A 21,244-nucleotide genomic window follows, 5' to 3' on the forward strand; every position below is an offset into this window, starting at 1 on the left:
CGGGGCGGCTTCGACCACCGACCTCATCAGGAGAGCCCCACACCCATGAAGGCCCTGTACAAGTCCGGCCCCCACGCCGGCTTCGAGTTCACCGACCGCCCTGAGCCCGTGTGCGGCCCGCACGACGTGAAGATCCGCGTGCACACCACCGGCATCTGCGGCACCGATCTGCACATCGAGGCCTATGACGCCGCCGCGCAGGCGATGATCCAGGCCCCGATGATCCCGGGCCACGAGTTCTACGGGGAGGTCGTGGAGGTCGGGGACATGGTGGAGCACGTGGCCGTCGGCCAGCGTGTCTCCGGCGAGGGACACGTGGTCTGCGGCATGTGCCGCAACTGCCGTGCCGGCCGCCGCCAGATGTGCATCAACACCGTCTCCGTGGGCGTGCAGCGAGACGGCGCCTTCGCCGAGTACGTGGTGATCCCGGAGTCCAACGTGTGGCAGCACAAGGACGACGCGATCACCCCCGAGGTCGGCGCGATCTTCGACCCGCTGGGCAACGCCGTCCACACCGCCCTGTCCTTCCCGCTGGTCGGCGAGGACGTGCTCATCACCGGCGCAGGGCCGATCGGCCTGATGGCCATCGGCATCGCCCGCCATGCCGGGGCCCGCCGCATCGCCATCACCGACGTCTCCCCGGCGCGCCTGGAACTGGCGACGAAGATGGGTGCCGACGCCGCGATCGACGTCTCCGCCCAGCGGATCAGGCAGGCCCAGGCCGAGCTGCGCATGGAGGAGGGCTTCGACGTCGGCATGGAGATGTCCGGCCGTGCCTCCGCGCTGCAGGAGATGGTGGCCAACATGAACCACGGCGGCAAGATCGCCCTGCTCGGGCTGCCGGACGGGGAGATCGCGATCGACTGGCAGTCCGTGGTGACCCACATGATCACCATCAAGGGCATCTACGGCCGCGAGATGTTCGAGACCTGGTACGCGATGTCCGCGATGCTGCAGTCGAACCCCGCCCTGCTGAAGCAGATCGAGTCGGTCGTCACCGACGTCATCCCCGCCCATGACTGGCAGCGCGGCTTCGACGCCGCCCGTGCCGGCGCCACCGGAAAGATCGTCCTGGACTGGAGGAACCTCTGATGTACGCATTCAAGGACCAGCTGGCCGCCGAGCTGAACGAGCTCCGCGAGTCCGGCCTCTACAAGCACGAGCGGGCCATCACCACCCCGCAGTCCGCCCACGTGCAGGCCACTGCGGCCGGTGCCGAGGACGCCCAGCCCAAGCCGGTGCTGAACTTCTGCGCCAACAACTACCTCGGCCTGGCGGACGACGAGCGGCTGATCGAGTCCGCCAAGAAGGCCCTGGACGAGCGCGGCTTCGGCATGGCCTCCGTCCGCTTCATCTGCGGCACCCAGGACATGCACGTCGAACTCGAGCAGCGCCTGTCCGCGTTCCTCGGCACCGAGGACACCATCCTGTTCTCCAGCTGCTTCGACGCCAACGGCGCCGTCTTCGAGCCCCTGTTCGGCCGCGAGGACGCCATCATCTCGGACGCGCTGAACCACGCCTCGATCATCGACGGCATCCGCCTGTCCAAGGCGCACCGCTTCCGCTACGCCAACCAGGACATGGAGGACCTGCGCGCCCAGCTGGAGGCCACCAAGGAGCTGAACGACGGCGCCGGCGCCCGCCGCACGGTGATCGTCACCGACGGGGTGTTCTCCATGGACGGCTACCTGGCCCCGCTGGAGCAGATCTGCGACCTCGCCGAGGAGTACGGCGCCCTGGTGATGGTGGACGACTCCCACGCGGTGGGGTTCATGGGCGCCACCGGTGCCGGCACCCCCGAGCACGCCGGCGTCTCCGACCGCGTGGACATCTACACCGGCACCTTCGGCAAGGCCCTCGGCGGCGCCTCCGGCGGCTACGTGTCCGGCCGCAAGGAGATCGTGGAGGTGCTGCGCCAGCGTGGCCGCCCCTACCTGTTCTCCAACTCCGTGGCCCCGGTGATCGTGGCCGCCACCCTCACCGCCCTGGACCTCGTGGAGGGCTCCGCCGCCCTGCGCAAGACCCTCTTCGACAACGCGGCCCTGTTCCGCCGTCGCATGACCGAGGAGGGCTTCGAGCTGCTCGACGGCGAGCACGCCATCGTCCCCGTGATGTTCGGCGACGCGGCGCTGGCCGCGCGCGTGGCCGACGCCATGCTGGACCAGGGCGTCTACGTCACCGCCTTCTCCTACCCGGTGGTCCCGAAGGGCGCCGCCCGCATCCGCGTGCAGCTCTCCGCCGCCCACTCCGAGGAGGACGTGGAGAACGCCGTGCAGGCCTTCGTGAAGGCCCGCGCCGCCGTGCAGGGCTGATCGACCCGAGACGACGCCGAGGCTCGGCCCGAGGCGACGCTCAGGAGACGGGCCCGGACCACCGGCTCACCGGCTGGGGTCCGGGCCCCTCCCGTATCGTCAGCGGGCGCTTTCGTTCGTGAAAGTGTCGAGACCGGCCGCGGTCCGGGCCCCTCCCATATCGTCAGCGAAAACGCCTGGGAAGCGGAGCGGACTGCGCGCGGCGGCGCCGGTTCTGCGAGCGACAGCGCGAGGGGCTCAGAACGCGGTCATCGCCCGCTCGATGCGCGGCAGGACCTTCCGCAGCAGCTTGTCCCAGCGCAGCGGCCGGCCGGTGAGCTCCTGCCGTGCGCGGGCGTCGTCCAGCGCCTCGAGTGCCGCGTTGCCGAGCCACACACGGGCCCGGCCGGCCTCGTCCGTGTCCCGGGCGATCTCGTCGATGAGGTCCTGGCCGTGCCAGATCGCCAGGTCCGCGACGTTCCGTGCCGGGTCTCCGGCATGCGCCAGGTCCCAGTCGAGGATGCCCGCGAGCCTCCACACGACCGCGTCGCCCTCGCCGGGGACGGGCACCCAGCGCAGGTTGTGGCCGGCCAGGTCCCCGTGGACCAGCCGCGGCGCCACGGCGGGCTCGGAGAACCAGGTGCGGACCGTCGTCGCGATGACCTCCACCGCCTCCTGCCAGGACTGCGGCAGGGCTCCGGCATGCTCGGCCGGCAACGCCGCCGGCAGCGCCCGCAGTGCCTGGATGCGCTCGTCCGTCCACGGTCCGCGGAAGGCCCACGCCGGGCCGAGCCCTGCGGCCACATCCCCATCCGTGACGTCCACGGCGTCCAGGGCGTCCACGATCCCGCGCAGCACTGCCGGGTCGCCCTCGTGCACCGGATGCGGCTGGCCGGGCAGGTAGGGCTGCAGCACCGCCGCGGTCAGCGGCACGCCCTCAGCCGTCTCGGCGTGCCACACCTCGGACAGCGGCGCCGGCACGGAGAACGGCAGGCCCCGTGCGGCCAGCGCCTGCAGCAGGCCCATGCGACGAGGAAGGTGGAAGGCCGGGGAGTCGTCCGGCGCCCAGCAGGTGCCGGGGGCGGCACCGGCCTCCGCCATCCGCGTCATGCGCAGCACGGCCACGTCGTCCAGGACGAGCACCCGGTGGAACTGGCCGGACTCCTCCACACGTCCGGCATCCCAGCGCGCTCCGGTCAGCCGCTCGGCGGTCTGGGCGTCCACGTGGGGCAGCAGCCGCTCGGCGCAGGTGCGCGCGAGCCCGATCTCTGAGGGAAGCGGATCCGACGCCATGACTGACACCGTACCCCCGGCGGACGGACCTACACTGCGCACGTGAGCACCTCCGGAACCACCCCCCAGGCCAGTCAGGGCCCGACGACGGCACGCTCCTCCGGCGCGCTGCCCGCCCCTTCGGCGCGCACCGTCCGCTGGGAGGTCGCGATCGTCCTCGGCCTGTCCCTGGGCAAGTCCGCGGTCTACGCCGTGGTGCAGCTGCTGGACAAGATGACCCAGGGGCCGCTGCGGGACCAGACGACCGTCCTCAACCCGGTCCTGAACAACCGATGGGTCTTCGACCTCACCTACCAGCTGCTGAACATCGGCTTCGCCCTCGTCCCGGTGGCCCTCGTGCTCCACCTGGTCCGGCTGCACGGCCGCAACCCGTTCCGCGCGTTCGGCCTGGACTTCCGCCGCCCGTGGGCGGACCTCGGCTGGGGCGCCCTGCTGTTCCTCGTGATGGGTCTGGGCACCCTGGCCGTCTACGCCGGCGGCCGCGCCCTCGGCGCCACCACGGCGATCGTCGGCTCCGCCATGGACGACACCTGGTACGCCGTGCCCGTGCTGGTCCTGTCCGCCCTGCGCCATGCGCTGGTGGAGGAGATCATCGTGGTCGCCTGGATGGTGGACCGGCTGTCCTATCTGCAGCAGCTGCGCTCCTGTGGCCTGGCGGGGGAGCAGGCTCCGGAGCTGCCGGCCCCGCGCACCACGGACACCGGTGCCTTCCTGCCGGTCCGCGTCACCGCGATCGTGATCGGGCTCGCCGTGCTCCGTGCCGGCTACCACCTGTACCAGGGCATCGGCCCCGGACTGGGCAACGCGGCGATGGGCGTCGTCTTCGTGCTGTTCTACCTGCGCTGGCGCCGCGTCATGCCGCTGGTCGTCGCCCACCTGCTGCTGGACGTCACCGGGTTCGTCGCCGCCCCGCTGCTGGCCCAGCTGGGCTGGTTCGGCACCTGACCGTCCCCGCCCGAGGCCCGGTCCGATGCCCAGTCCAACGTCCGGTCCGTCCCCGTCCGACGCCAACTGGTGAGGACACACCCTCATCGCCCGCGCAGGAGGGGTGCCAGACGGTGTGTCCTCACCAGTAGACAAGTAGGCCAGCAGACCAGTAGGCGAAGCGCGCCGGGGAGGCCGCCAGGAAGAGCGTCGGGGGCCGTCAGGAAGAGCGCCGGGGGAGGCCGTCGGGAACAGCGCCGGGGTGGCCGTCGGGAACAGCGCCGGGGTGGCCGTCGGGAACAGCGTCGGGGGGCCGCCAGGACGAGCGCCGGGGGTGAGGGAGCCGTCAGAGGGTGACGGTGCCCCGGGGGGTCTCGAACCGTACGGTCAGCAGGCCGGGGGTGCCCGAGGGCGCGGCGTACTCGATGGTGAGGTCCTCGACCTTCTGGGACGGATCGTCCAGGCCCAGCCAGGAGCGGACGCGCTCGCGGGAGCCGGCCAGGGTGAGCGAGGAGATCGAGGCCTGCGCCGGGGCCGCCAGGGAGGGGTGGAGGTCCTCGGTGCCCTCGTCCCAGCAGACGAGGTACGGGACCTGCGGGTCCGCGATCAGGCCCTTGATGCCGATCTGCTTCCAGGTCAGCTCGCGGCCGTCCGGGAACTTGCGGTTGCCGGGCACGGCGGAGCGGCCGAGGCGCTCTTCGAAGGCGGAGAGGTCGTCTGTGGCCACGACCCAGCCCATCCAGCCGCCGCCCTGCTCGGAGCGGGAGCGCACGGCCTGGCCGAACGGGGCGTTCGCCGCTGCCGGGTGGTCCAGGACCTCCACGACCTCCAGGTACTGGCCGTGGGCCATGGGGAACAGGGCGTTGCGGGTGCCGAACCGAGGGTGCACGCCGCCCTTCACGCGCTCCACGCCGAGGGCGTCGGAAACCCGTTCCACGGTGGCGTCGAGGCCCTCGGGGCCGGCGGCGTAGGACACATGGTCCAGGCGGATGGTGCTCACGAAGATCGTCCTCTCGTCGGCCCAGGGGATGTCAGCCGGGCTGTCGTGAGGCTCAGGCTAGCCCTGTGTGACGAAGGACATGAAATCGTGACGAGCCGGTGTGCGGTCGGTGTGTCCCCGATGCCACACTGGCGTCACGGTCACGAGAGCCAGCACCAGTGCCCCGGCATTCTGGCCGGCAACCCTCCCCACCGCGGCGGGGTGCCCCGGGTGACGACCAGGCCGGCCCCAGACCGGGGCCCGGCAAGCGCGGTCGTGTCATGCGCCCGCTCCCGCACGGGCGTGCCAGAGCCCCGGACCTGCTCAAGGTCCACGGCAGTCCGAGGTGCGGGGGCATGGCCGACCCTGACAGCCCCAGGAGTCCGCCATGACCACCCAGAACAGCGCCCCTGAGACGAGCGCCTCCGCGAACGCCGAGACCCCCGCCGCCGAGGCCTGGGGCTTCGAGACCCGTCAGATCCACGCCGGCGCCGAGCAGCCCCACGCCCACGGCGCCACCGCTCTGCCGATCGTGCAGACCACGTCCTTCGACTTCCCCAGCTCCCAGGTGGCCGCGGACCGCTTCGCGCTGGCGGACCTGGACCCGCTGTACACGCGGATCGGCAACCCCACCCAGCAGGCGGTGGAGGAGAAGATCGCCGCGCTCGAGGGCGGCGTGGGTGCGCTGCTGCTGTCCTCCGGGCAGTCAGCCACCACGTTCGCGATCCTCAACGTCGCCGGCGCCGGGGACCACGTGGTGGTCTCCACCTCGCTCTACGGCGGCACACAGAACCTCTTCAAGCACACCCTGGCCAAGGTCGGGGTCCGGACCACCTTCGTGCAGGACCCGGACGACCTGGAGCAGTGGCGGGCCGCCGTCCGCCCGGAGACCAAGGCGTTCTTCGGCGAGTCCCTCGGCAACCCGCGCGGGGACGTGCTGGACGTCGCCGGTGTCTCCGCCGTCGCCCACGAGGCCGGTGTCCCGCTGATCGTGGACAACACCCTGGCCTCGCCGTACCTGTTCCGGCCGATCGAGCACGGTGCGGACGTGGTCACCCACTCGGCCACCAAGTACCTCGGCGGCCACGCCGCAGCCATGGCCGGCGTGATCGTGGACGCCGGCACCTTCGACTACGGCAGGTACCCCGAGCGCTTCGGCGGCTTCACCGAGCCGGACGAGTCCTACCACGGCCTCGTCTACGCTCGGGACCTCGGCGCCGACGGCGCCTTCGGCGTGAACCTCTCCTACATCCTCAAGGCCCGCGTGCAGCTGCTCCGTGACTACGGATCGGCGATCTCCCCGTTCAACGCCTTCCTGGTGAACCTCGGCCTGGAGACCCTGTCCCTGCGCATGGAGCGCCACGTGGCCAACTCCCGCCGGGTCGTCGAGTACCTGGAAGGCCACGGGCAGGTGGAGGCCGTGGTCCATCCCGAGCACGCCTCGAGCCGGTGGAACGCCCGTGCGAAGGAGCTGTTCCCGCGCGGCGCGGGTGCGATCGTCTCCTTCGAGATCGCCGGCGGCCGCGAGGCCGGCGCGGCCTTCGTGGACGCTTTGACCCTGCACCACCATGTGGCGAACGTGGGCGACGTCCGCTCGCTGGTGATCCACCCGGCCTCCACCACCCATTCCCAGCTCACCGAGGACGAACAGCGCGCCACCGGCGTCACCCCGGGCCTGGTCCGCCTCTCCGTGGGCCTGGAGTCGATCGAGGACATCCTCGCGGACCTTGAGACCGGCTTCGCCGCCGCCTCCGGCGCCGTGAGGCACGACGACGGCCCGGCCGCCTCCGCAGGGGAGGCCCGGTGACCGCGGTGGACGTCAGGGGCACCCGCACCGATCTGCCCGCCGGCGGGTTCCACCGGCTCTGCGTCGGGCCGCTGGACACGGAGACCGGCGGCCACCTGCCGGCAGTGGAGCTCGCCTATGAGACGTGGGGCACGCTGAACGCCGAGGGCACCAACGCCGTGCTGGTCCTCCACGCCCTCACGGGAGACGCCCACGTGGCCGCCCACCGCCAGGACCCGAGCACCGGCTGGTGGGATGAGCTCGTCGGTCCCGGCCGCGCCGTGGACACGGACCGCTGGTTCGTGGTGGCGCCGAACATGGTGGGCGGCTGCTCCGGTTCCACCGGCCCGGCGAGCCCGGCCCCGGACGGACGTCCGTGGGGCTCGCGGTTCCCGTTCATCACCCTGCGCGATGCGGTGGAGGCGGAGGCACGGCTGGCCGACCACCTCGGCATCGCCCGCTGGCATGCCGCGATCGGCGGGTCGATGGGCGGCGCCCGGGCCCTGGAGTGGGCCGTGAGCAGGCCGGACCGTGTGGCGGGCGTGGGGGTGCTGGCGTCGACCGCGCACTCGAGTGCCGAGCAGATCGCCTTCGCCCAGTCCCAGGCACAGGCCATCCGCCTCGACCCGCAGTTCCGGGGCGGTGACTACTACGGAGGTCCGCAGCCCGAGGCCGGCCTCGGCATCGCCCGGCGCATCGCCCACATCACCTACCGCAGCGCCGAGGAGCTGGCCGTGAGGTTCGGGCGCCGCCACCAGGGTGAGGAGGATCCCTTCGGCACGGCGGCAGGAGAGCGTCTGGGCCGGTACCAGGTGGAGTCCTACCTGGACCATCAGGCCTCCAAGCTGGTCGGCCGGTTCGACGCGAACGCCTACCTGACCCTCACCGAGGCCCTCATGAGCCATGACGTCAGCCGTGGCCGTGGGGGCGTGGCCGAGGCGCTGCGGCGGTTCACAGGCCGGGCCTTCGTGGCCGCCGTGGAGACCGACCGGCTCTACCTGCCCGCCGAGTCCCACGAACTGGCCGCGCTGCTGCCGGCCCGGCCGCAGGTGCACATGATCGACTCACCGCTCGGGCATGACGGCTTCCTCGTCCACTACGGGCAGGTCGCCGAGCAACTCCGGCAGGACCTGGCCCTCTGAGCCGACGGCGGCCCGGACGCACCCCTTGTGCGTCCGGGCCGTCGTCGGGGCGGCGGGTTCTCAGCCCTCGTTGTAGTCCGAGCCGTGCGGCATGTCCGCGCCGAACAGGGGAGCGGCGTCGGGGCGCTTGGCGCTGCGGCCGTCTCCGGAGGAGACGCCCTTGATGCGGCGGATGACCCACGGCACCAGGTGGGTGCGCGCCCACACGACGTCCTCGGCCCGCGCGTGGCGCCAGTTCCGCGGCGGCAGCGGCTTGGGCACGAACGGCTCCAGGTCGTGCTCCACGTTCAGCGTCTCCAGGACCATCGCCGCGATCGTGTGATGTCCGGTGGGGGAGAAGTGCAGGCGGTCCTCGGCCCACATCTCCGGGCGGGAGAGGACCTTCAGGGACCACATGTCCGGGACCAGGCAGTCGTGGCGGGCGGCGATGGTGCGGACGTTCTCGTTGTAGATGGCCACCTTGCCGCGGATGCGGCCGAGCACCGGGGTCTCCTTCACGTCCGTGGCGTTGAAGAGGAGGATGGTGGCCCCGGAGGCGGACAGCCGCTCGACCGCGGTGTCCAGCCGGACGGCCACCTCGTCCGGGTCCGCCCGGCGAAGGATGTCATTGCCGCCGGCGCAGATGCTGACCAGGTCCGGCTGCAGCTCGAGGGCGGGGTCGATCTGGTCCGCTGCGATCTGGTCCAGGAGCTTGCCGCGCACTGCAAGGTTGGCGTAGGCGAAGCGCTCGTCGTCCGGGGTGAGGCGGGCGAGTTCTTCGGCCACGCGGTCGGCCCAGCCGCGGTGGTAGCCCGGCTTCTCGGCCACCGGGTCGCCGATGCCCTCGGTGAACGAGTCGCCCAGGGCCACGTAGCGGCGCCACGGATGCGTGGTGGGCGAGGCGGCAGGGGAGGCGTCGTCGGGACGGGAGGCTGTGGAGGAGTCTGGGTGCGGAGTCGTCACAACAGTGCATTCTGGACCCCAAAGGGCATGTGGAACAAGGAATCGGAGCGGGATGCTCCACTTCGGTTGCTCCGCATACGCTGGACGCCATGACTTCCACCACCGAGTTCACCGTCCGCTGGTCCCACCCTGAGGGGGAGCGCACCGATCACCTGCTGGTGATGCTGCACGGCTTCGGCGCGGACGAGAACGACCTGTTCGGCCTGGCCCGCGAGTTCCCGGAGCGTCTCACCGTGGCCTCCGTGCGCGCGCCGCTGCAGATCCCGATGGGCGGCTTCGCCTGGTTCCCGCTGTCCCAGGACCCGGTGACCGGGGAGATCGGTTCGGACGCCCCGTCCGTGCGCGCCGCCGTTGAATCACTGCAGGCCTGGGTGGAGTCCGTCCGCGCAGACTTCCGGTCCGTGACCCTGCTCGGCTTCTCCCAGGGCATGGCGATGGCCATGTCCCTGCTGCGCCTGGACCCGGCCGCCTACGCCTGCACCGTGGGCCTGTCCGGCTTCGTCGCCGACCCGGACCGCGCCGAGCCCGAGCTCGCCACCCTCTTCGACCGGGACGACGAGGTCGCCCGCGTCCGGCCGAAGGTCTTCTGGGGTCGCGGCCAGGAGGACCCGATCATCTCCGAGGCCCGCGTGGAGGCCACCCACGGCTGGCTCAACGAACATGTGGACATGACGAAGATCGTCTACGCCGGCCTCGGCCACGCCGTCCACCCGCAGGAGCTCACCCACGTGGTGCAGTACCTGGACCAGGTGGTGCCGGGGAGGGGCTGACTCAGCCTCACGGCGCCTCGATCACGATCGACTCGCCGTTGAACTCCACCACGTCTCCGTCGTGCAGCTGCGCGCCGCGCTGGGTGCGGACCTCGCCGTTCACGGTCACCATGCCGTCCTGGATCACGTCGCGGGCCATGGCGCCGTCCTCCACGAGGGAGGCGAGCTTGAGGGCCTGGCCGAGGCGGATGGTCTCGTCACGGATGGGCAGGGGCTGTGCGTCGGAAGCCATGAGGCCCATTGTCCCCGGTAGGCTTGCCCTCACGCGAGTCGTGCGCGTCCTTCGGCCATGCCCGGACGCCGCCGGCCCGCCGCCCATCGCCCCGCCGCCGTGTGCGGGGCGCCCCACACCCAGGACGGAAGTGACATTCACCCATGGCTGCCAAGTCCCCGCTGGACAACGTCATCAACCTCGCCAAGCGCCGAGGCTTCGTGTTCCAGGCCGGTGAGATCTACGGCGGTTCCCGCTCGGCCTGGGACTACGGGCCGCTCGGCGTGGAGCTGAAGGAGAACATCAAGAACGAGTGGTGGAAGACCTTCGTGCGCTCCCGCGCGGACATGGTCGGCCTGGACTCGTCCATCATCCTGCCCCGCGATGTGTGGAAGGCCTCCGGCCACGTGGACACCTTCACCGACCCGCTGGTGGAGTGCACCTCCTGCCACAGGCGCCACCGCCAGGACCACCTGGAGGAGGCCTTCGAGGCGAAGAAGGGCCGCATGCCCGAGTCCATGGCGGAAGTGGTGTGCCCGGACTGCGGCACCCGCGGCGAGTTCACCGAGCCCCAGCTGTTCTCCGGCCTGATGAAGACCTTCCTCGGCCCCGTGGACAACGAGGAAGGCCTGCACTACATGCGCCCGGAGACGGCGCAGGGCATCTTCGTGAACTTCCTCAACGTGGTGAACGCCGCCCGCAAGAAGCCTCCGTTCGGCATCGGCCAGATCGGCAAGGCGTTCCGCAACGAGATCACCCCGGGCAACTTCATCTTCCGCACCCGCGAGTTCGAGCAGATGGAGATCGAGTACTTCGTGCCGCCGGCCCAGGCGCAGGAGCACTTCGACCGCTGGGTGGACCAGTGCTGGAACTGGTTCGTGGACCTCGGGATCAACCCGGACAACCTCCGCAGGTTCGACGTCCCCGCCGAGGAGCGCGCGCACTACTCGGACGGCACCATCGACCTGGAGTACCGCTTCGGCTTCGGCGGCGGCGAGGGCTGGGGCGAGCTCATGGGCGTGGCCAACCGCACGGACTACGACCTGTCCCAGCACACCGAGCACTCGGGCACGAAGATGCAGTACTTCGACCAGGCCGCCAACGAGCACTACACCCCGTACGTGATCGAGCCGTCCTTCGGCCTGACCCGCGCCATGATGGCGTTCCTCGTGGACGCCTACGCGGAGGACGAGGCCCCGAACACCAAGGGCGGCGTGGACGTGCGCACCGTGCTGAAGCTGGACCCGCGCCTGGCCCCGGTCAAGGCCGCCGTGCTCCCGCTGTCCAAGAAGCCCGAGCTGCAGCCCGCCACCCAGTCCCTCGCGGCGGAGCTGCGCGGCCTGTGGAACGTCGAGGACGACGACGCCGGGGCCATCGGCCGCCGCTACCGCCGCCAGGACGAGATCGGCACCCCGTACTGCATCACCGTGGACTTCGACACCCTCGAGGACCAGGCCGTCACCATCCGCGAGCGGGACACCATGGCCCAGGAGCGCGTGGCCCTGTCCCAGGTGAAGTCCTACCTGCTGGAGCGTCTGGTCAAGTGACCGGCGCGCAGCAGAACGGCAGCGCCCGTACCGCCCCGGAGGGACTGACCCTGCGGGCGTGGGAGGACGGCGACGACCTGCGGCTGCTGGAGGTCTTCGGCGACCCCGTGGACGTGCAGCAGCACCAGGACCGCGCCATGCTGGCCGCCTCCTCGGACACCCCATGGCGCCGGTGCATCGTGGCCGAGGTGGACTCCGTCCCCGTCGGCGCCGCGGTGGTCTATGCCTCCTCGCTGCACCCGCAGCGGCTCTGGCTCTACGTGGAGACCGCCGCCTCCGAGCGCGGCCGCGGCATCGGCTCCGCCCTCCTGGACGCTCTGCGCCGGATCGTCACGGCGGCGCACGCCGCCGGTGAGGTCACGACGACGGCACTGAAGTCCCGCTTCGGCCTCGCCCCCGAGGACACCAGGACGGTGGCCGAGGGGGAGGAGCTGCCGGAGCTCGACCTCGAGTCCCGCGCCGAACGCGCGGCCCAGGCCGAGGCGACCGGCGGCTTCCTCGCCGCCCGGGGCTTCACCCGGATCCAGCGCTCCCGGCGTGTGGCCGTGGCCGCCCGCTCCGTGGCACTGCCGACGCTGCGCACCGATCAGACCCCGGAAGGCGTGAGCCTCGAGGAGTCCTCCACCGGCTCCGTGGAGCTCACCCGTGCCGTGGCCGCGTTCTACAACGGTGTCCATGACTGGGACCCGGCCGAGATGAGCCTCGGCCGGGCCCAGCAGATGCTGCTGGGCCCGGACACCGGCGCCGCCGGCGCCGTGGTCCTGCGCGACCGGCCCGGCGCCGACGGCGGGGCTATCCGTGCGTTCGCCGTCTCCTACACGGCCGAGCGCCAGGAGGACCCTGCTGACGTGCTGCTCGGCTGGGACCCTGAGCTGGAGGACGCCGAGGCTCAGCAGGCCGTGGCCGACCTGCTTGCGCTGCTCGTGGCCCAGCACCCCGTGCAGATCGAGGTGGACGACTCCATGACGGCCCTGGCGCCGATCGTGGACGGCCTGCTCACCGCCGGCTACGCCCAGGTGCTCGCCGACGCCTCCGTGGTGGCGACCGCATGACCACTGCCGGCCGTGAGCCGGAGGAGGCGGCCAGCGCGCCGTCTGCGGGCGAGAGCCGGTCAGCGGTGGCCGGCGCGGTGCAGGACCAGTGAGCACAGCACACCGAGCGCGGCCAGCACGGGGAAGACCAGCAGGGCCAGGGTGAGCGGCACCGTCGTGGCCAGCAGGCCGACCAGCGGGCTCAGACCGATGCCGGCCACACGCATCAGCCAGGACACGATCGCCAGGCCGGTCTGCGCCGGCAGGCCGGGGACCTCATCGCCGAGCGCGTAGGCGGTGGGGACCACCACCGCGCAGCCGAGGCCGCACAGCGCCAGGCCGGAGAGCACCACCGGCAGGGCAGCGGTGAACAACACCAGCAGCAGGCCGAGGACCACACAGGACAGCCCCACCGTGAGCGTGGTGCGGCGGCCCAGCGCCGCGAGGACGCGGTCGCCGGTCAGGCGGCCGAGGAACTGGGCGAGCAGCAGAGTGGAGGCGCCCAGGCCGGCGACGGCGGCGTCCAGGCCCCGCTCGGTCTGCAGGAAGAGCGAGGTCCACGCGTTGCCGAACTCCTCCACGCTGAACCCGGCCATCGCGATCACCACGATCGGCACGAGCGCCAGGTAGGCGCCGGTGCGGGTCGGAGTCCGGGCGGAATCCGTGGCGGCGTCCGGTGCCGTGGAGGGCCCGCCGCGGTCGGCCGCCTCGACGGCCTGGGGCGAGGCCGAGTCGGAGGCCACGGTCTCCGTCGACGGCGCGGGGCCGTCGTCGGGACGTGAAGGGGCGTCCGGGAGGAACCGGCGGTGGACCAGCAGCAGGATGACGGCGCAGGCCAGGCCGTTCAGGCCCAGGTGCACGGACATCGGCAGCCCGGCGCCCACCGAGAGCGCACCGAGGCCTGCTCCGGCGGCGGCACCGATGCTCCACCCGGCATGCATGGAGGTCAGCACCGGCCGGCGGAGCACGGTCTGCACACGGATGCCCTGGGCGTTCTGCGCGGTGTCCACGATCGCGTCGCCGATGCCGCAGACGAACAGCAGGCCCGCGAAGACCCAGACGAAGCCGCCCCAGGGCAGGCCGCCGTCCCCGCGGACGGCCGCCGCGGCGTCCACGGCGAGACCGGCACCGGAGACGAGCACCGCCAGCAGGAGCGTGCCATAGAGCACCACACGGCGACTGCCGACCCGGCGCAGGATCGGTGCCGGCATGCTGCCGGTGAGCGCCGCGCCCAGCGTCAGGGCGATCACCAGCAGGCCGAACTCGCCGGCGCCGAGTCCGAAGGCGGACTTCGCCTCCGGATAGTGGGGGATCAGCGCGCCGAACAGGGCGCCGTTGGTGAGGAACGCGAACGTCGCGGCCCAGCGGGCGCGGCGGAGCTCGGCAGCGGCTGCGGACGCAGCGGAGGGGCGTGAGAGCCTGGACATCCGCTCCAGGCTCTCACGCCCCGCCGGGTGTGCGCGGCACCGTGTGACGTACGGCTCCTCTGCCGGCGGCGTGGAGGGGGCCGGCTCAGTCCGCCCAGCCGAGCAGGCGCCAGGACTCCATCCAGCCGGCGAACTGCTTCGCGTTGTACGCGGCGCCCAGCGTGCTCGGATTGGCCACCAGCACCAGGTCAGCGGCCTGGACGGCCTCGTCCTTCGCCAGCAGCTCGGCGACCTCCTCCGGGGTTCCCGCGTAGGTGGGCCCGGAGACGGCGCGGGAGCCGTCCAGGAAGCCGGAGGAGTCGCGGCCGTGACGCTCGTGCCCGAACCTGCGCTCGTCCTGCTCGTCCTGGATCGCCAGGATCGAACGGGTGACGGCGGTGTGCGGGGTGCGCTCGTGCCCGGCGGCGGCGAACGCCTCACGGTAGCGGGCGACCTGGTCGGCCTGCTGCACGTGGAAGGGGCGGCCGTCGTCCTCCAGCAGCAGGGTGGAGGAGACCAGGTCATAGCCGGCCTCGCCGGCGCGGACGGCCGTGGGGGTGGAACCGGCGCCCCACCACAGCCGGTCTGCCAGGCCAGGGGACTGCGGCTCGATCCGCAGCATGCCCGTGGTGTGGGACCAGCCCGACTCCAGGTCCGGCTGCGCCAAGGGCGTGCCGCGCAGCGCGGTGCGGATGCGCTCGCCGCGCTGCCAGGCGACCGAGGCCCAGCTCTCTCCCTCGGCGAGCGTGTACCCGAACTGCTCCTGCCCGTCCCTCGCCGCCTCCGGGGAACCGCGCGAGACGCCGAGCTCGAGTCGGCCGGCGGCGATCAGGTCCGCGGTGGCCGCGGCCTCGGCGAAGTAGAGCGGGTTCTCATAGCGCAGGTCGATCACGCCGGTGCCCAGGTGGATCCGCTCGGTCCGCGCGGCCATGGCGGCCAGCAGCGGGAAGGGGGAGGAGATCATCCGCTGGAAGTGGTGAACGCGGATCCAGGCGTCGTCCAGCCCGGCCGCCTCCGCGTCCACGGCCATCTGCACCGTGTCCTGCAGTGCCGCGGCCGCGTCCGGCCTGCCGGCGGAGTCGCGGTGCCAGTGTCCGAAGGAGAGGAAGCCCAGTCGCTTGTTGTTCATGTTTGAAGCAAACACCGGGGTGGGGTCTTCCATTCCCGACGACGGCCCGCTGCCGCCCTGCCCGCCGCGCTCGTCTGGGACGCCGCGCTCGTCTGGGACAATGGGCGGCGATATGACTGCAGCCTCCCAGACCACCTCCGCACCCGCCGTGGACGTGCCCGGCGTGGACCCGAACGCCGCGCTCTACGCCAAGTCCGCCGGCGCCGGCCGCCGCATTGCGGACGACGACCAGCTCCACGAGGGCACCCACGCCGGTCCCACCGCGGATCGGCTCACCCTGCCGCCGCTGACGCTCGGCCCGATCACCGTGGACGTGCCCGTGGTGCTCGCGCCCATGGCCGGCATCACCAACACCGCCTTCCGCCGTCTCTGCCGCGAGTACGGCGGAGGCCTCTACGTGAACGAGATGGTGACCGCGCGCGCCCTGGTGGAACGCAAGCCGGAGTCCATGCGCATCATCCGGCACGACCCGGACGAGGTCCCGCGCTCCGTGCAGCTGTACTCCGTGGACCCGGTGACCACCGCCGGCGCCGTGCGCATGCTGGTGGAGGAGGACCGCTGCGACCACCTCGACATGAACTTCGGCTGCCCGGTGCCCAAGGTGACCCGCCGCGGCGGCGGCTCGGCCCTGCCGTGGAAGTCGGAGCTGTTCGCCTCGATCGTCAAGGCGGCCGTCACCGAGGCGTCCAAGAAGGACATCCCGGTGACCGTGAAGATGCGCCGCGGCATCGACGAGGACCACCTCACCTTCCTCGACGCCGGGCGAGCCGCCCGTGACCTCGGCGTGGCCGCCGTGGCCCTGCACGGACGCACCACCCGCCAGTTCTACTCCGGCACCGCCGTGTGGGAGGACATCGCCCGCCTGCGCGAGGCCCTGCCGGACATCCCGGTGCTCGGCAACGGGGACATCTGGTCCGCCGAGGACGCCATCGCCATGGTGGAGCAGACCGGCGTGGACGGCGTGGTCATCGGCCGCGGCTGCCAGGGCCGCCCCTGGCTGTTCGGGGACCTGCAGAACGCGTTCGAGGGCAGGGCGGAGCGCTTCCGCCCGAACCTCGGCATGGTCGCGGACACCCTGTACCGGCACGCCGAGCTGCTGGTGGACACCTTCGGCGGCGACGAGGTCAAGGCGCTGCGGGACATCCGCAAGCACGTGGCCTGGTACTTCAAGGGCTACCCCGTCGGCTCGCAGATCCGCACCGCACTGTCCACCGTCCCGGACCTGGCGACCCTGCGTCAGCTCCTCGACGGCATCGACCGGGACATCCCGTACCCGGGCCCGGACGCCGAGGGCCCCCGCGGCCGCGCCGGCGCCCCCAAGCGCCCCCATCTGCCGGACGGCTGGCTCGACTCCCGCGAGCTCAACGCCGAGCAGAAGGCCATGATCGCCGCCGCCGAACTGGACGTGTCCGGTGGCTGAGCGGACAGTCGGAGGCGCCGTGCCGTCGTCGGGAACGAAGAAGGAGACGACGACGGTCTCCCGCGCCCACCAGCCGACCCTCACCTCCCAGCCGGTCCTGTTCGGGCCGGAGGGGCGCCCGCCCTATGCCGGGCGTGCGGTGCAGACGCCCGGCTACACCGGCTGGGACCGCACGCGGTGGCTGCCGGAGCCGTCGAAGAGCACGTACCGCTCCGACTTCGAACGGGACCGGGCGCGTGTGCTGCACTCCTCGGCGCTGCGTCGACTGGGGGCGAAGACCCAGGTGGTGGCCCCGGACGCGGACGACTTCGCCCGCACCCGCCTGACCCACTCGCTGGAGGTGGCGCAGATCGGCCGTGAGCTCGGCCGGTCGCTGGGCTGCGACCCGGACGTGGTGGACACCGCCTGCCTGTCCCACGATCTGGGCCACCCGCCGTTCGGGCACAACGGGGAGAAGGCGCTGGACGCCGTGGCTGAGGACTGCGGCGGCTTCGAGGGCAACGCCCAGACCCTGCGCCTGCTGGCGCGGCTGGAGCAGAAGAAGTCCTTCGAGGACGGGACGTCCGTGGGGCTGAACCTCACCCGGGCCAGCCTGGATGCGGCCTGCAAGTACCCGTGGCTCCGTGAGGACGCCCCGCTGAAGCCCGACGGCAAGCGCTCGAAGAAGTTCGGCGTCTACGAGGACGACCTGCCGGTGTTCGAATGGTTCCGCCATGGGGTGCACGGCACGCGCACCTCCATGGAGGCACAGGTCATGGACCTGGCGGACGACATCTCCTACTCGGTGCACGACGTGGAGGACGGCGTGGTCAACAATGCCTTCCAGCTGCGGTGGCTCGCGCGCGGCGAGCACCGGCAGCGTGTGGTGGAGACCACCCGCGGGTGGTACCTGCCGACCACGGACCCGGCCGAGATCGAGGCGGCGCTGGACCGGCTCGAGGCGACCGACCAGTGGGTGTCGCAGTTCGACGGCTCCCGCCGAGCCCTGGCGGCGATGAAGGACATGACCAGCCAGCTGATCGGACGCTTCTGCACGGCCGCCTTCGACGCGACGCGGGAGGTGTTCGGCAACGAGCCGCTCACCCGCCACAACGCTGACGTGGTGGTCCCGGCGGAGACACAGATCGAGATCGCGGCGATGAAGGGAATCGCCGCGGCCTACGTGATGACCTCCGAGCAGCGGCAGCCGCTCTATGCGAAGCAGCGGGAGGTCCTCACCGAGCTGGTGGACCTGCTGTGGAGCACGGGTGAGCAGTTCCTCGAGCCGATGTTCGCGTTCGACTGGGAACAGGCCCCCGACGACGACGCCCGGCGGCGGGTGGTGATCGACCAGGTGGCGTCCCTGACCGACTCCACCGCGCTCGAGTGGCACCACACCCTGGTGCAGGGCAAGAGCTTCACCCGCGTCTGGATCTGAGCCCCACCCCTTGACGTCTTGGGGATACAACACGGTGTTGAGATGCAATCTCAACGCCGTGTTGGCCCCTCACTTTCCTGGATCTGCCCCTTCCTGGCCCCTCACCTTCCTGACCTTCAGTCGACCAGGGCCGGGAGCACCTGACCGGCGGTGCCGCGCAGGACGTGGGTCACCGCGTCCGTCAGCTCGGTCTGGTCCGGGTTGACCTCCACGACGGGCGCCCCGGCTCCGAGCGCGACCAGGGGCAGGGACGCCGCCGGCTGCACCAGGCCGCTGGTGCCGACCACCACGCAGAGGTCGCAGCGCTCGAGGGCGTCGTAGGCACGGTCCCAGGCCGCCGGCGGAAGCATCTCGCCGAACCACACGATGCCCGGACGCAGTCGGCCCTCGCCGCAGACTTCGCAGCGCGGGGGAGTGTGCAGCCGCTGCGCCTCCAGGTCCTCCTCCGAACCGGCCTCCACGCCCTGGTCCAGCTCGCCGAGGTCCACGTCCGCCGGGGTGCTGCAGAGCACGCAGCGGAACTCGAACAGGGAGCCGTGCAGATGGGACAGCACACGGGTTCCGGCCCGCTCGTGCAGGTCATCCACGTTCTGGGTGGCGACCACCAGGCCCGGTGCGCCGCCGGCCTCGGGTGAGCTGCCGTCGTCGGGAACGGAGTCCAGGCGCTGCTGCCAGCGGGCGACCGCCTCGTGCCCCGGGTTGGGCTGCCGTGCGCGGACCATGCGAGCCCGCCAGCGGTACCAGGACCACACCAGCTTCGGGTCGGCGAGGAACGCCTCCTCGGTGGCGAGCTGCTCGGCGGAGAAGCGCTCCCACAGGCCGGTCTGGGCATCACGGAACGTGGGGATGCCGGACTCGGCGGACATGCCCGCGCCGGACAGGACCACAGGGCGCCGGGCCGCGGCGACGAGCTCGCGGACCTCGGCGAGCAGGCCGGGATCGACGGCGGGCGAGGGGATCTCGCTCATGGGCCCATCCCATCACGCCTCCTGCACACCCGTCCTGTCCCGTCCGGTGGTCGACCTAGGATGGTGGGCATGGCTGGGCTGATCGTGCGGAAGGACATCGACCTCGTCCGTGAGCGCGCCGACCTGAAGGCCATCGTGGAGGAGTACGTGACGCTGCGCTCTGCCGGCGTCGGCTCGTTCAAGGGCCTCTGCCCGTTCCACGACGAGCGGACGCCCTCCTTCCACATCCGCCCCGCCGTCGGCACCTACCACTGCTTCGGCTGCGGCGAGCACGGGGACGTCATCAGCTTCCTCATGGAGCTGGAGCACACCACCTTCACCGAGACCGTGGAGCGCCTGGCCGCCCGCGTGGGCGTGGAACTGCACTACGAGGACGGCGGCACCGGTCCGGACAAGGCCGAGGTGGGCCGCCGGCGCCGGCTGATCGAGGCCAACAAGATCGCCGACGAGCTGTTCGTGAAGGCCCTCGGCTCCGCGGAGGCCCAGACCGCCCGCGACTTCCTCACCGAGCGCGGCTTCACCGCCGAGCACGCCAGGCAGTTCGGCCTCGGCTACGCCCCGCAGGGCTGGTCCCACCTCCTCGACGCCCTGCGCAAGCGCGGCTTCCGGGACGAGGAGCTGCGCGCCACCGGCCTGTTCTCCGAAGGTCAGCGCGGCCTGTACGACCGCTTCCGCGGCCGCCTCGTCTGGCCCATCCGGGACATGACCGGCAACACCATCGGCTTCGGCGCCCGCAAGCTCTACGAGGACGACCCCGGGCCCAAGTACCTCAACACCCCCGAGACCGCGCTCTACAAGAAGTCCCAGGTGCTCTACGGGATCGACTTCGCCAAGCGGACCATCGCCAAGCAGCGCCAGCTCGTGGTGGTGGAGGGCTACACGGACGTGATGGCCGCGCACCTGGCCGGCATCGGCACCGCCGTGGCCACCTGTGGCACCGCCTTCGGCACCGAGCACATCAAGATCGTCCGCCGCCTGATCTCGGACGACGGCACCGGCGGCGAGGTCATCTTCACCTTCGACGGTGACGAGGCCGGGCAGAAGGCCGCCCTCAAGGCGTTCGAGGAGGACCACCGCTTCCTCGCCAAGACCTACGTGGCCGTCGAGCCCTCCGGCATGGACCCCTGCGACCTGCGCCGGCACAAGGGCGACGAGGCCGTCCGGGCCCTGATCAGCTCCCGGCGGCCCCTGTTCGAGTTCGCCATCCGCTCCGGCCTCAAGGACTATGACCTGGACACGGTCGAAGGCCGTGCCGGCGCGCTGCGCCACGCCGCGCCCATCGTGGCCGGCATCAAGGACTCCGTCCTCCGCCCCGGCTACGAGCGCGAGCTCGCCGGCTGGCTCGGCATGGACCCCAACGTGGTCCACCGGGCCGTCGCCCAGGCCTCCCGGCGGCAGGCGCCCGGGCCCGCCCCGCGCCAGGAGAACGCCCCGGGCCGAGGTGAGCCGGCAGGCGGAGGCGAGGGGCCGGCGTCGGGAAACGTTGCACCACGGCCTCAGGTGCAGATCGTCCGCGTGGACCCGCGCGACCCGGTCGCCCGGCGCGAACGCGAGTCCCTCGAGGTGGTCCTGCAGCACCCCACCCTGCTCTCGGCCGAACAGTGGCAGGCGTTCTACGAGGCCCGCTTCACCGTGCCCCAGTACGCCGCCGTGCATCGCGGCATCATGACCGCCGCCACCGGGGGAGCGACCCCGCAGGTGTGGGTCGAGTCCATCAGCGACCACGTCCCGCCCGAGGTCCGCGGCGTGGTCTCCGCGCTCGCCGTGCGGGACATCCCCGCCCGCACGGAGGCCGACGTGGTCCGCTACTGCCGAGACATCATGAACCGCCTGTTCGGCCTGCAGATCCAGCACCGCAAGGCCGAGCTGCTCGGCCAGCTGCAGCGCCTCGGCGCCGGCGGAGACCCCGCCGAGTTCTCCCGCCTCAACACGGAGCTCATGGAGCTCGAGGCGCGCCGCCGCGCCCTCCGCAGCGACGACTGACCCCC

18 protein-coding genes and 1 riboswitch are annotated in these 21,244 nt (G+C 71.9%); of the genes, 11 read left to right on the top strand and 7 right to left on the bottom strand.

The window, feature by feature from the left end; all coding sequences use genetic code 11:
• Window positions 1-45: 45 nt before the first annotated feature.
• On the top strand, window positions 46-1,092 hold the full coding sequence (tdh, locus tag HMPREF2863_RS06355) for an L-threonine 3-dehydrogenase (RefSeq protein WP_070638850.1): 1,047 nt from the start codon (window positions 46-48) through the stop codon (window positions 1,090-1,092).
• The gene (locus HMPREF2863_RS06360; protein WP_067191384.1) at window positions 1,092-2,312 is read left to right on the top strand and encodes a glycine C-acetyltransferase; all 1,221 of its coding nucleotides are present in this window, start codon (window positions 1,092-1,094) and stop codon (window positions 2,310-2,312) included. The genes tdh and HMPREF2863_RS06360 overlap by 1 nt, the downstream gene beginning before the upstream one ends.
• 237 nt (window positions 2,313-2,549) lie before the next feature.
• Here the strand turns inward: HMPREF2863_RS06360 and HMPREF2863_RS06365 are convergent, their stop codons facing one another.
• Window positions 2,550-3,584 carry a phosphotransferase family protein gene (locus tag HMPREF2863_RS06365; protein ID WP_070638852.1) on the bottom strand — a complete coding sequence of 345 codons (1,035 nt, stop codon included), beginning with the start codon at window positions 3,582-3,584 and terminating at the stop codon, window positions 2,550-2,552.
• 42 nt (window positions 3,585-3,626) lie between these two features.
• Here HMPREF2863_RS06365 and HMPREF2863_RS06370 point away from each other — a divergent pair, with 42 nt between their 5' ends.
• The gene (locus tag HMPREF2863_RS06370; RefSeq protein WP_070638854.1) at window positions 3,627-4,529 is read left to right on the top strand and encodes a CPBP family intramembrane glutamic endopeptidase; all 903 of its coding nucleotides are present in this window, start codon (window positions 3,627-3,629) and stop codon (window positions 4,527-4,529) included.
• 325 nt (window positions 4,530-4,854) lie between these two features.
• Here the strand turns inward: HMPREF2863_RS06370 and HMPREF2863_RS06375 are convergent, their stop codons facing one another.
• On the bottom strand, window positions 4,855-5,508 hold the full coding sequence (locus HMPREF2863_RS06375; protein ID WP_067191378.1) for a VOC family protein: 654 nt from the start codon (window positions 5,506-5,508) through the stop codon (window positions 4,855-4,857).
• Between the two features lie 138 nt (window positions 5,509-5,646).
• Window positions 5,647-5,764, top strand: a riboswitch (SAM riboswitch).
• A gap of 111 nt (window positions 5,765-5,875) precedes the next feature.
• On the opposite strand from HMPREF2863_RS06375, the gene HMPREF2863_RS06380 reads away from it, so the two are divergent.
• On the top strand, window positions 5,876-7,294 hold the full coding sequence (locus HMPREF2863_RS06380) for an O-acetylhomoserine aminocarboxypropyltransferase/cysteine synthase family protein (RefSeq protein ID WP_070638856.1): 1,419 nt from the start codon (window positions 5,876-5,878) through the stop codon (window positions 7,292-7,294).
• Window positions 7,291-8,415: a homoserine O-acetyltransferase MetX gene (locus HMPREF2863_RS06385; RefSeq protein WP_070638858.1), complete on the top strand. Its 1,125-nt coding sequence runs from the start codon at window positions 7,291-7,293 to the stop codon at window positions 8,413-8,415. The genes HMPREF2863_RS06380 and HMPREF2863_RS06385 overlap by 4 nt, the downstream gene beginning before the upstream one ends.
• A gap of 60 nt (window positions 8,416-8,475) precedes the next feature.
• Here HMPREF2863_RS06385 and HMPREF2863_RS06390 read toward each other — a convergent pair whose 3' ends face one another.
• Window positions 8,476-9,357 carry an SGNH/GDSL hydrolase family protein gene (locus HMPREF2863_RS06390; protein ID WP_067191372.1) on the bottom strand — a complete coding sequence of 294 codons (882 nt, stop codon included), beginning with the start codon at window positions 9,355-9,357 and terminating at the stop codon, window positions 8,476-8,478.
• Between the two features lie 89 nt (window positions 9,358-9,446).
• Here HMPREF2863_RS06390 and HMPREF2863_RS06395 point away from each other — a divergent pair, with 89 nt between their 5' ends.
• Complete coding sequence (locus tag HMPREF2863_RS06395; protein ID WP_070638860.1) at window positions 9,447-10,127, top strand: alpha/beta hydrolase; 681 nt, start codon at window positions 9,447-9,449, stop codon at window positions 10,125-10,127.
• 7 nt (window positions 10,128-10,134) lie between these two features.
• Here the strand turns inward: HMPREF2863_RS06395 and HMPREF2863_RS06400 are convergent, their stop codons facing one another.
• Window positions 10,135-10,368 carry an RNA-binding S4 domain-containing protein gene (locus HMPREF2863_RS06400; protein ID WP_087134606.1) on the bottom strand — a complete coding sequence of 78 codons (234 nt, stop codon included), beginning with the start codon at window positions 10,366-10,368 and terminating at the stop codon, window positions 10,135-10,137.
• Window positions 10,369-10,502: 134 nt separating this feature from the next.
• On the opposite strand from HMPREF2863_RS06400, the gene HMPREF2863_RS06405 reads away from it, so the two are divergent.
• Together HMPREF2863_RS06405 and HMPREF2863_RS06410 are read left to right on the top strand one after the other, a co-directional pair.
• Window positions 10,503-11,885, top strand: a complete 1,383-nt coding sequence (locus tag HMPREF2863_RS06405; RefSeq protein ID WP_070638862.1) for a glycine--tRNA ligase — start codon at window positions 10,503-10,505, stop codon at window positions 11,883-11,885.
• Window positions 11,882-12,937 (top strand): GNAT family N-acetyltransferase, encoded by a 1,056-nt coding sequence (locus HMPREF2863_RS06410; RefSeq protein ID WP_070638864.1) that lies wholly within the window; start codon window positions 11,882-11,884, stop codon window positions 12,935-12,937. The genes HMPREF2863_RS06405 and HMPREF2863_RS06410 overlap by 4 nt, the downstream gene beginning before the upstream one ends.
• 59 nt (window positions 12,938-12,996) lie before the next feature.
• On the opposite strand, the gene HMPREF2863_RS06415 is transcribed toward HMPREF2863_RS06410, so the two are convergent.
• Together HMPREF2863_RS06415 and HMPREF2863_RS06420 are read right to left on the bottom strand one after the other, a co-directional pair.
• A complete protein-coding gene (locus HMPREF2863_RS06415) occupies window positions 12,997-14,343 on the bottom strand; it encodes an MFS transporter (RefSeq protein WP_067191398.1) in 1,347 nt (448 codons plus the stop codon).
• Between the two features lie 85 nt (window positions 14,344-14,428).
• The gene (locus HMPREF2863_RS06420; RefSeq protein WP_067192105.1) at window positions 14,429-15,451 is read right to left on the bottom strand and encodes an LLM class flavin-dependent oxidoreductase; all 1,023 of its coding nucleotides are present in this window, start codon (window positions 15,449-15,451) and stop codon (window positions 14,429-14,431) included.
• A gap of 112 nt (window positions 15,452-15,563) precedes the next feature.
• Between HMPREF2863_RS06420 and dusB the strand changes: the two genes are divergently transcribed.
• Window positions 15,564-16,871: a tRNA dihydrouridine synthase DusB gene (gene dusB, locus HMPREF2863_RS06425; protein WP_083315268.1), complete on the top strand. Its 1,308-nt coding sequence runs from the start codon at window positions 15,564-15,566 to the stop codon at window positions 16,869-16,871.
• Between the two features lie 97 nt (window positions 16,872-16,968).
• Window positions 16,969-18,288 (top strand): deoxyguanosinetriphosphate triphosphohydrolase, encoded by a 1,320-nt coding sequence (locus HMPREF2863_RS06430; protein WP_371327624.1) that lies wholly within the window; start codon window positions 16,969-16,971, stop codon window positions 18,286-18,288.
• A 116-nt stretch (window positions 18,289-18,404) separates the two neighbouring features.
• On the opposite strand, the gene HMPREF2863_RS06435 is transcribed toward HMPREF2863_RS06430, so the two are convergent.
• On the bottom strand, window positions 18,405-19,256 hold the full coding sequence (locus tag HMPREF2863_RS06435) for an SIR2 family NAD-dependent protein deacylase (RefSeq protein WP_070638866.1): 852 nt from the start codon (window positions 19,254-19,256) through the stop codon (window positions 18,405-18,407).
• Between the two features lie 69 nt (window positions 19,257-19,325).
• On the opposite strand from HMPREF2863_RS06435, the gene dnaG reads away from it, so the two are divergent.
• Window positions 19,326-21,239 (top strand): DNA primase, encoded by a 1,914-nt coding sequence (gene dnaG / locus HMPREF2863_RS06440; RefSeq protein WP_067192107.1) that lies wholly within the window; start codon window positions 19,326-19,328, stop codon window positions 21,237-21,239.
• The last annotated feature ends 5 nt before the right edge of the window (window positions 21,240-21,244 follow it).

The sequence above is a fragment of the Micrococcus sp. HMSC067E09 genome (genome assembly GCF_001812555.1).
GTDB lineage: Bacteria > Actinomycetota > Actinomycetes > Actinomycetales > Micrococcaceae > Micrococcus > Micrococcus lylae.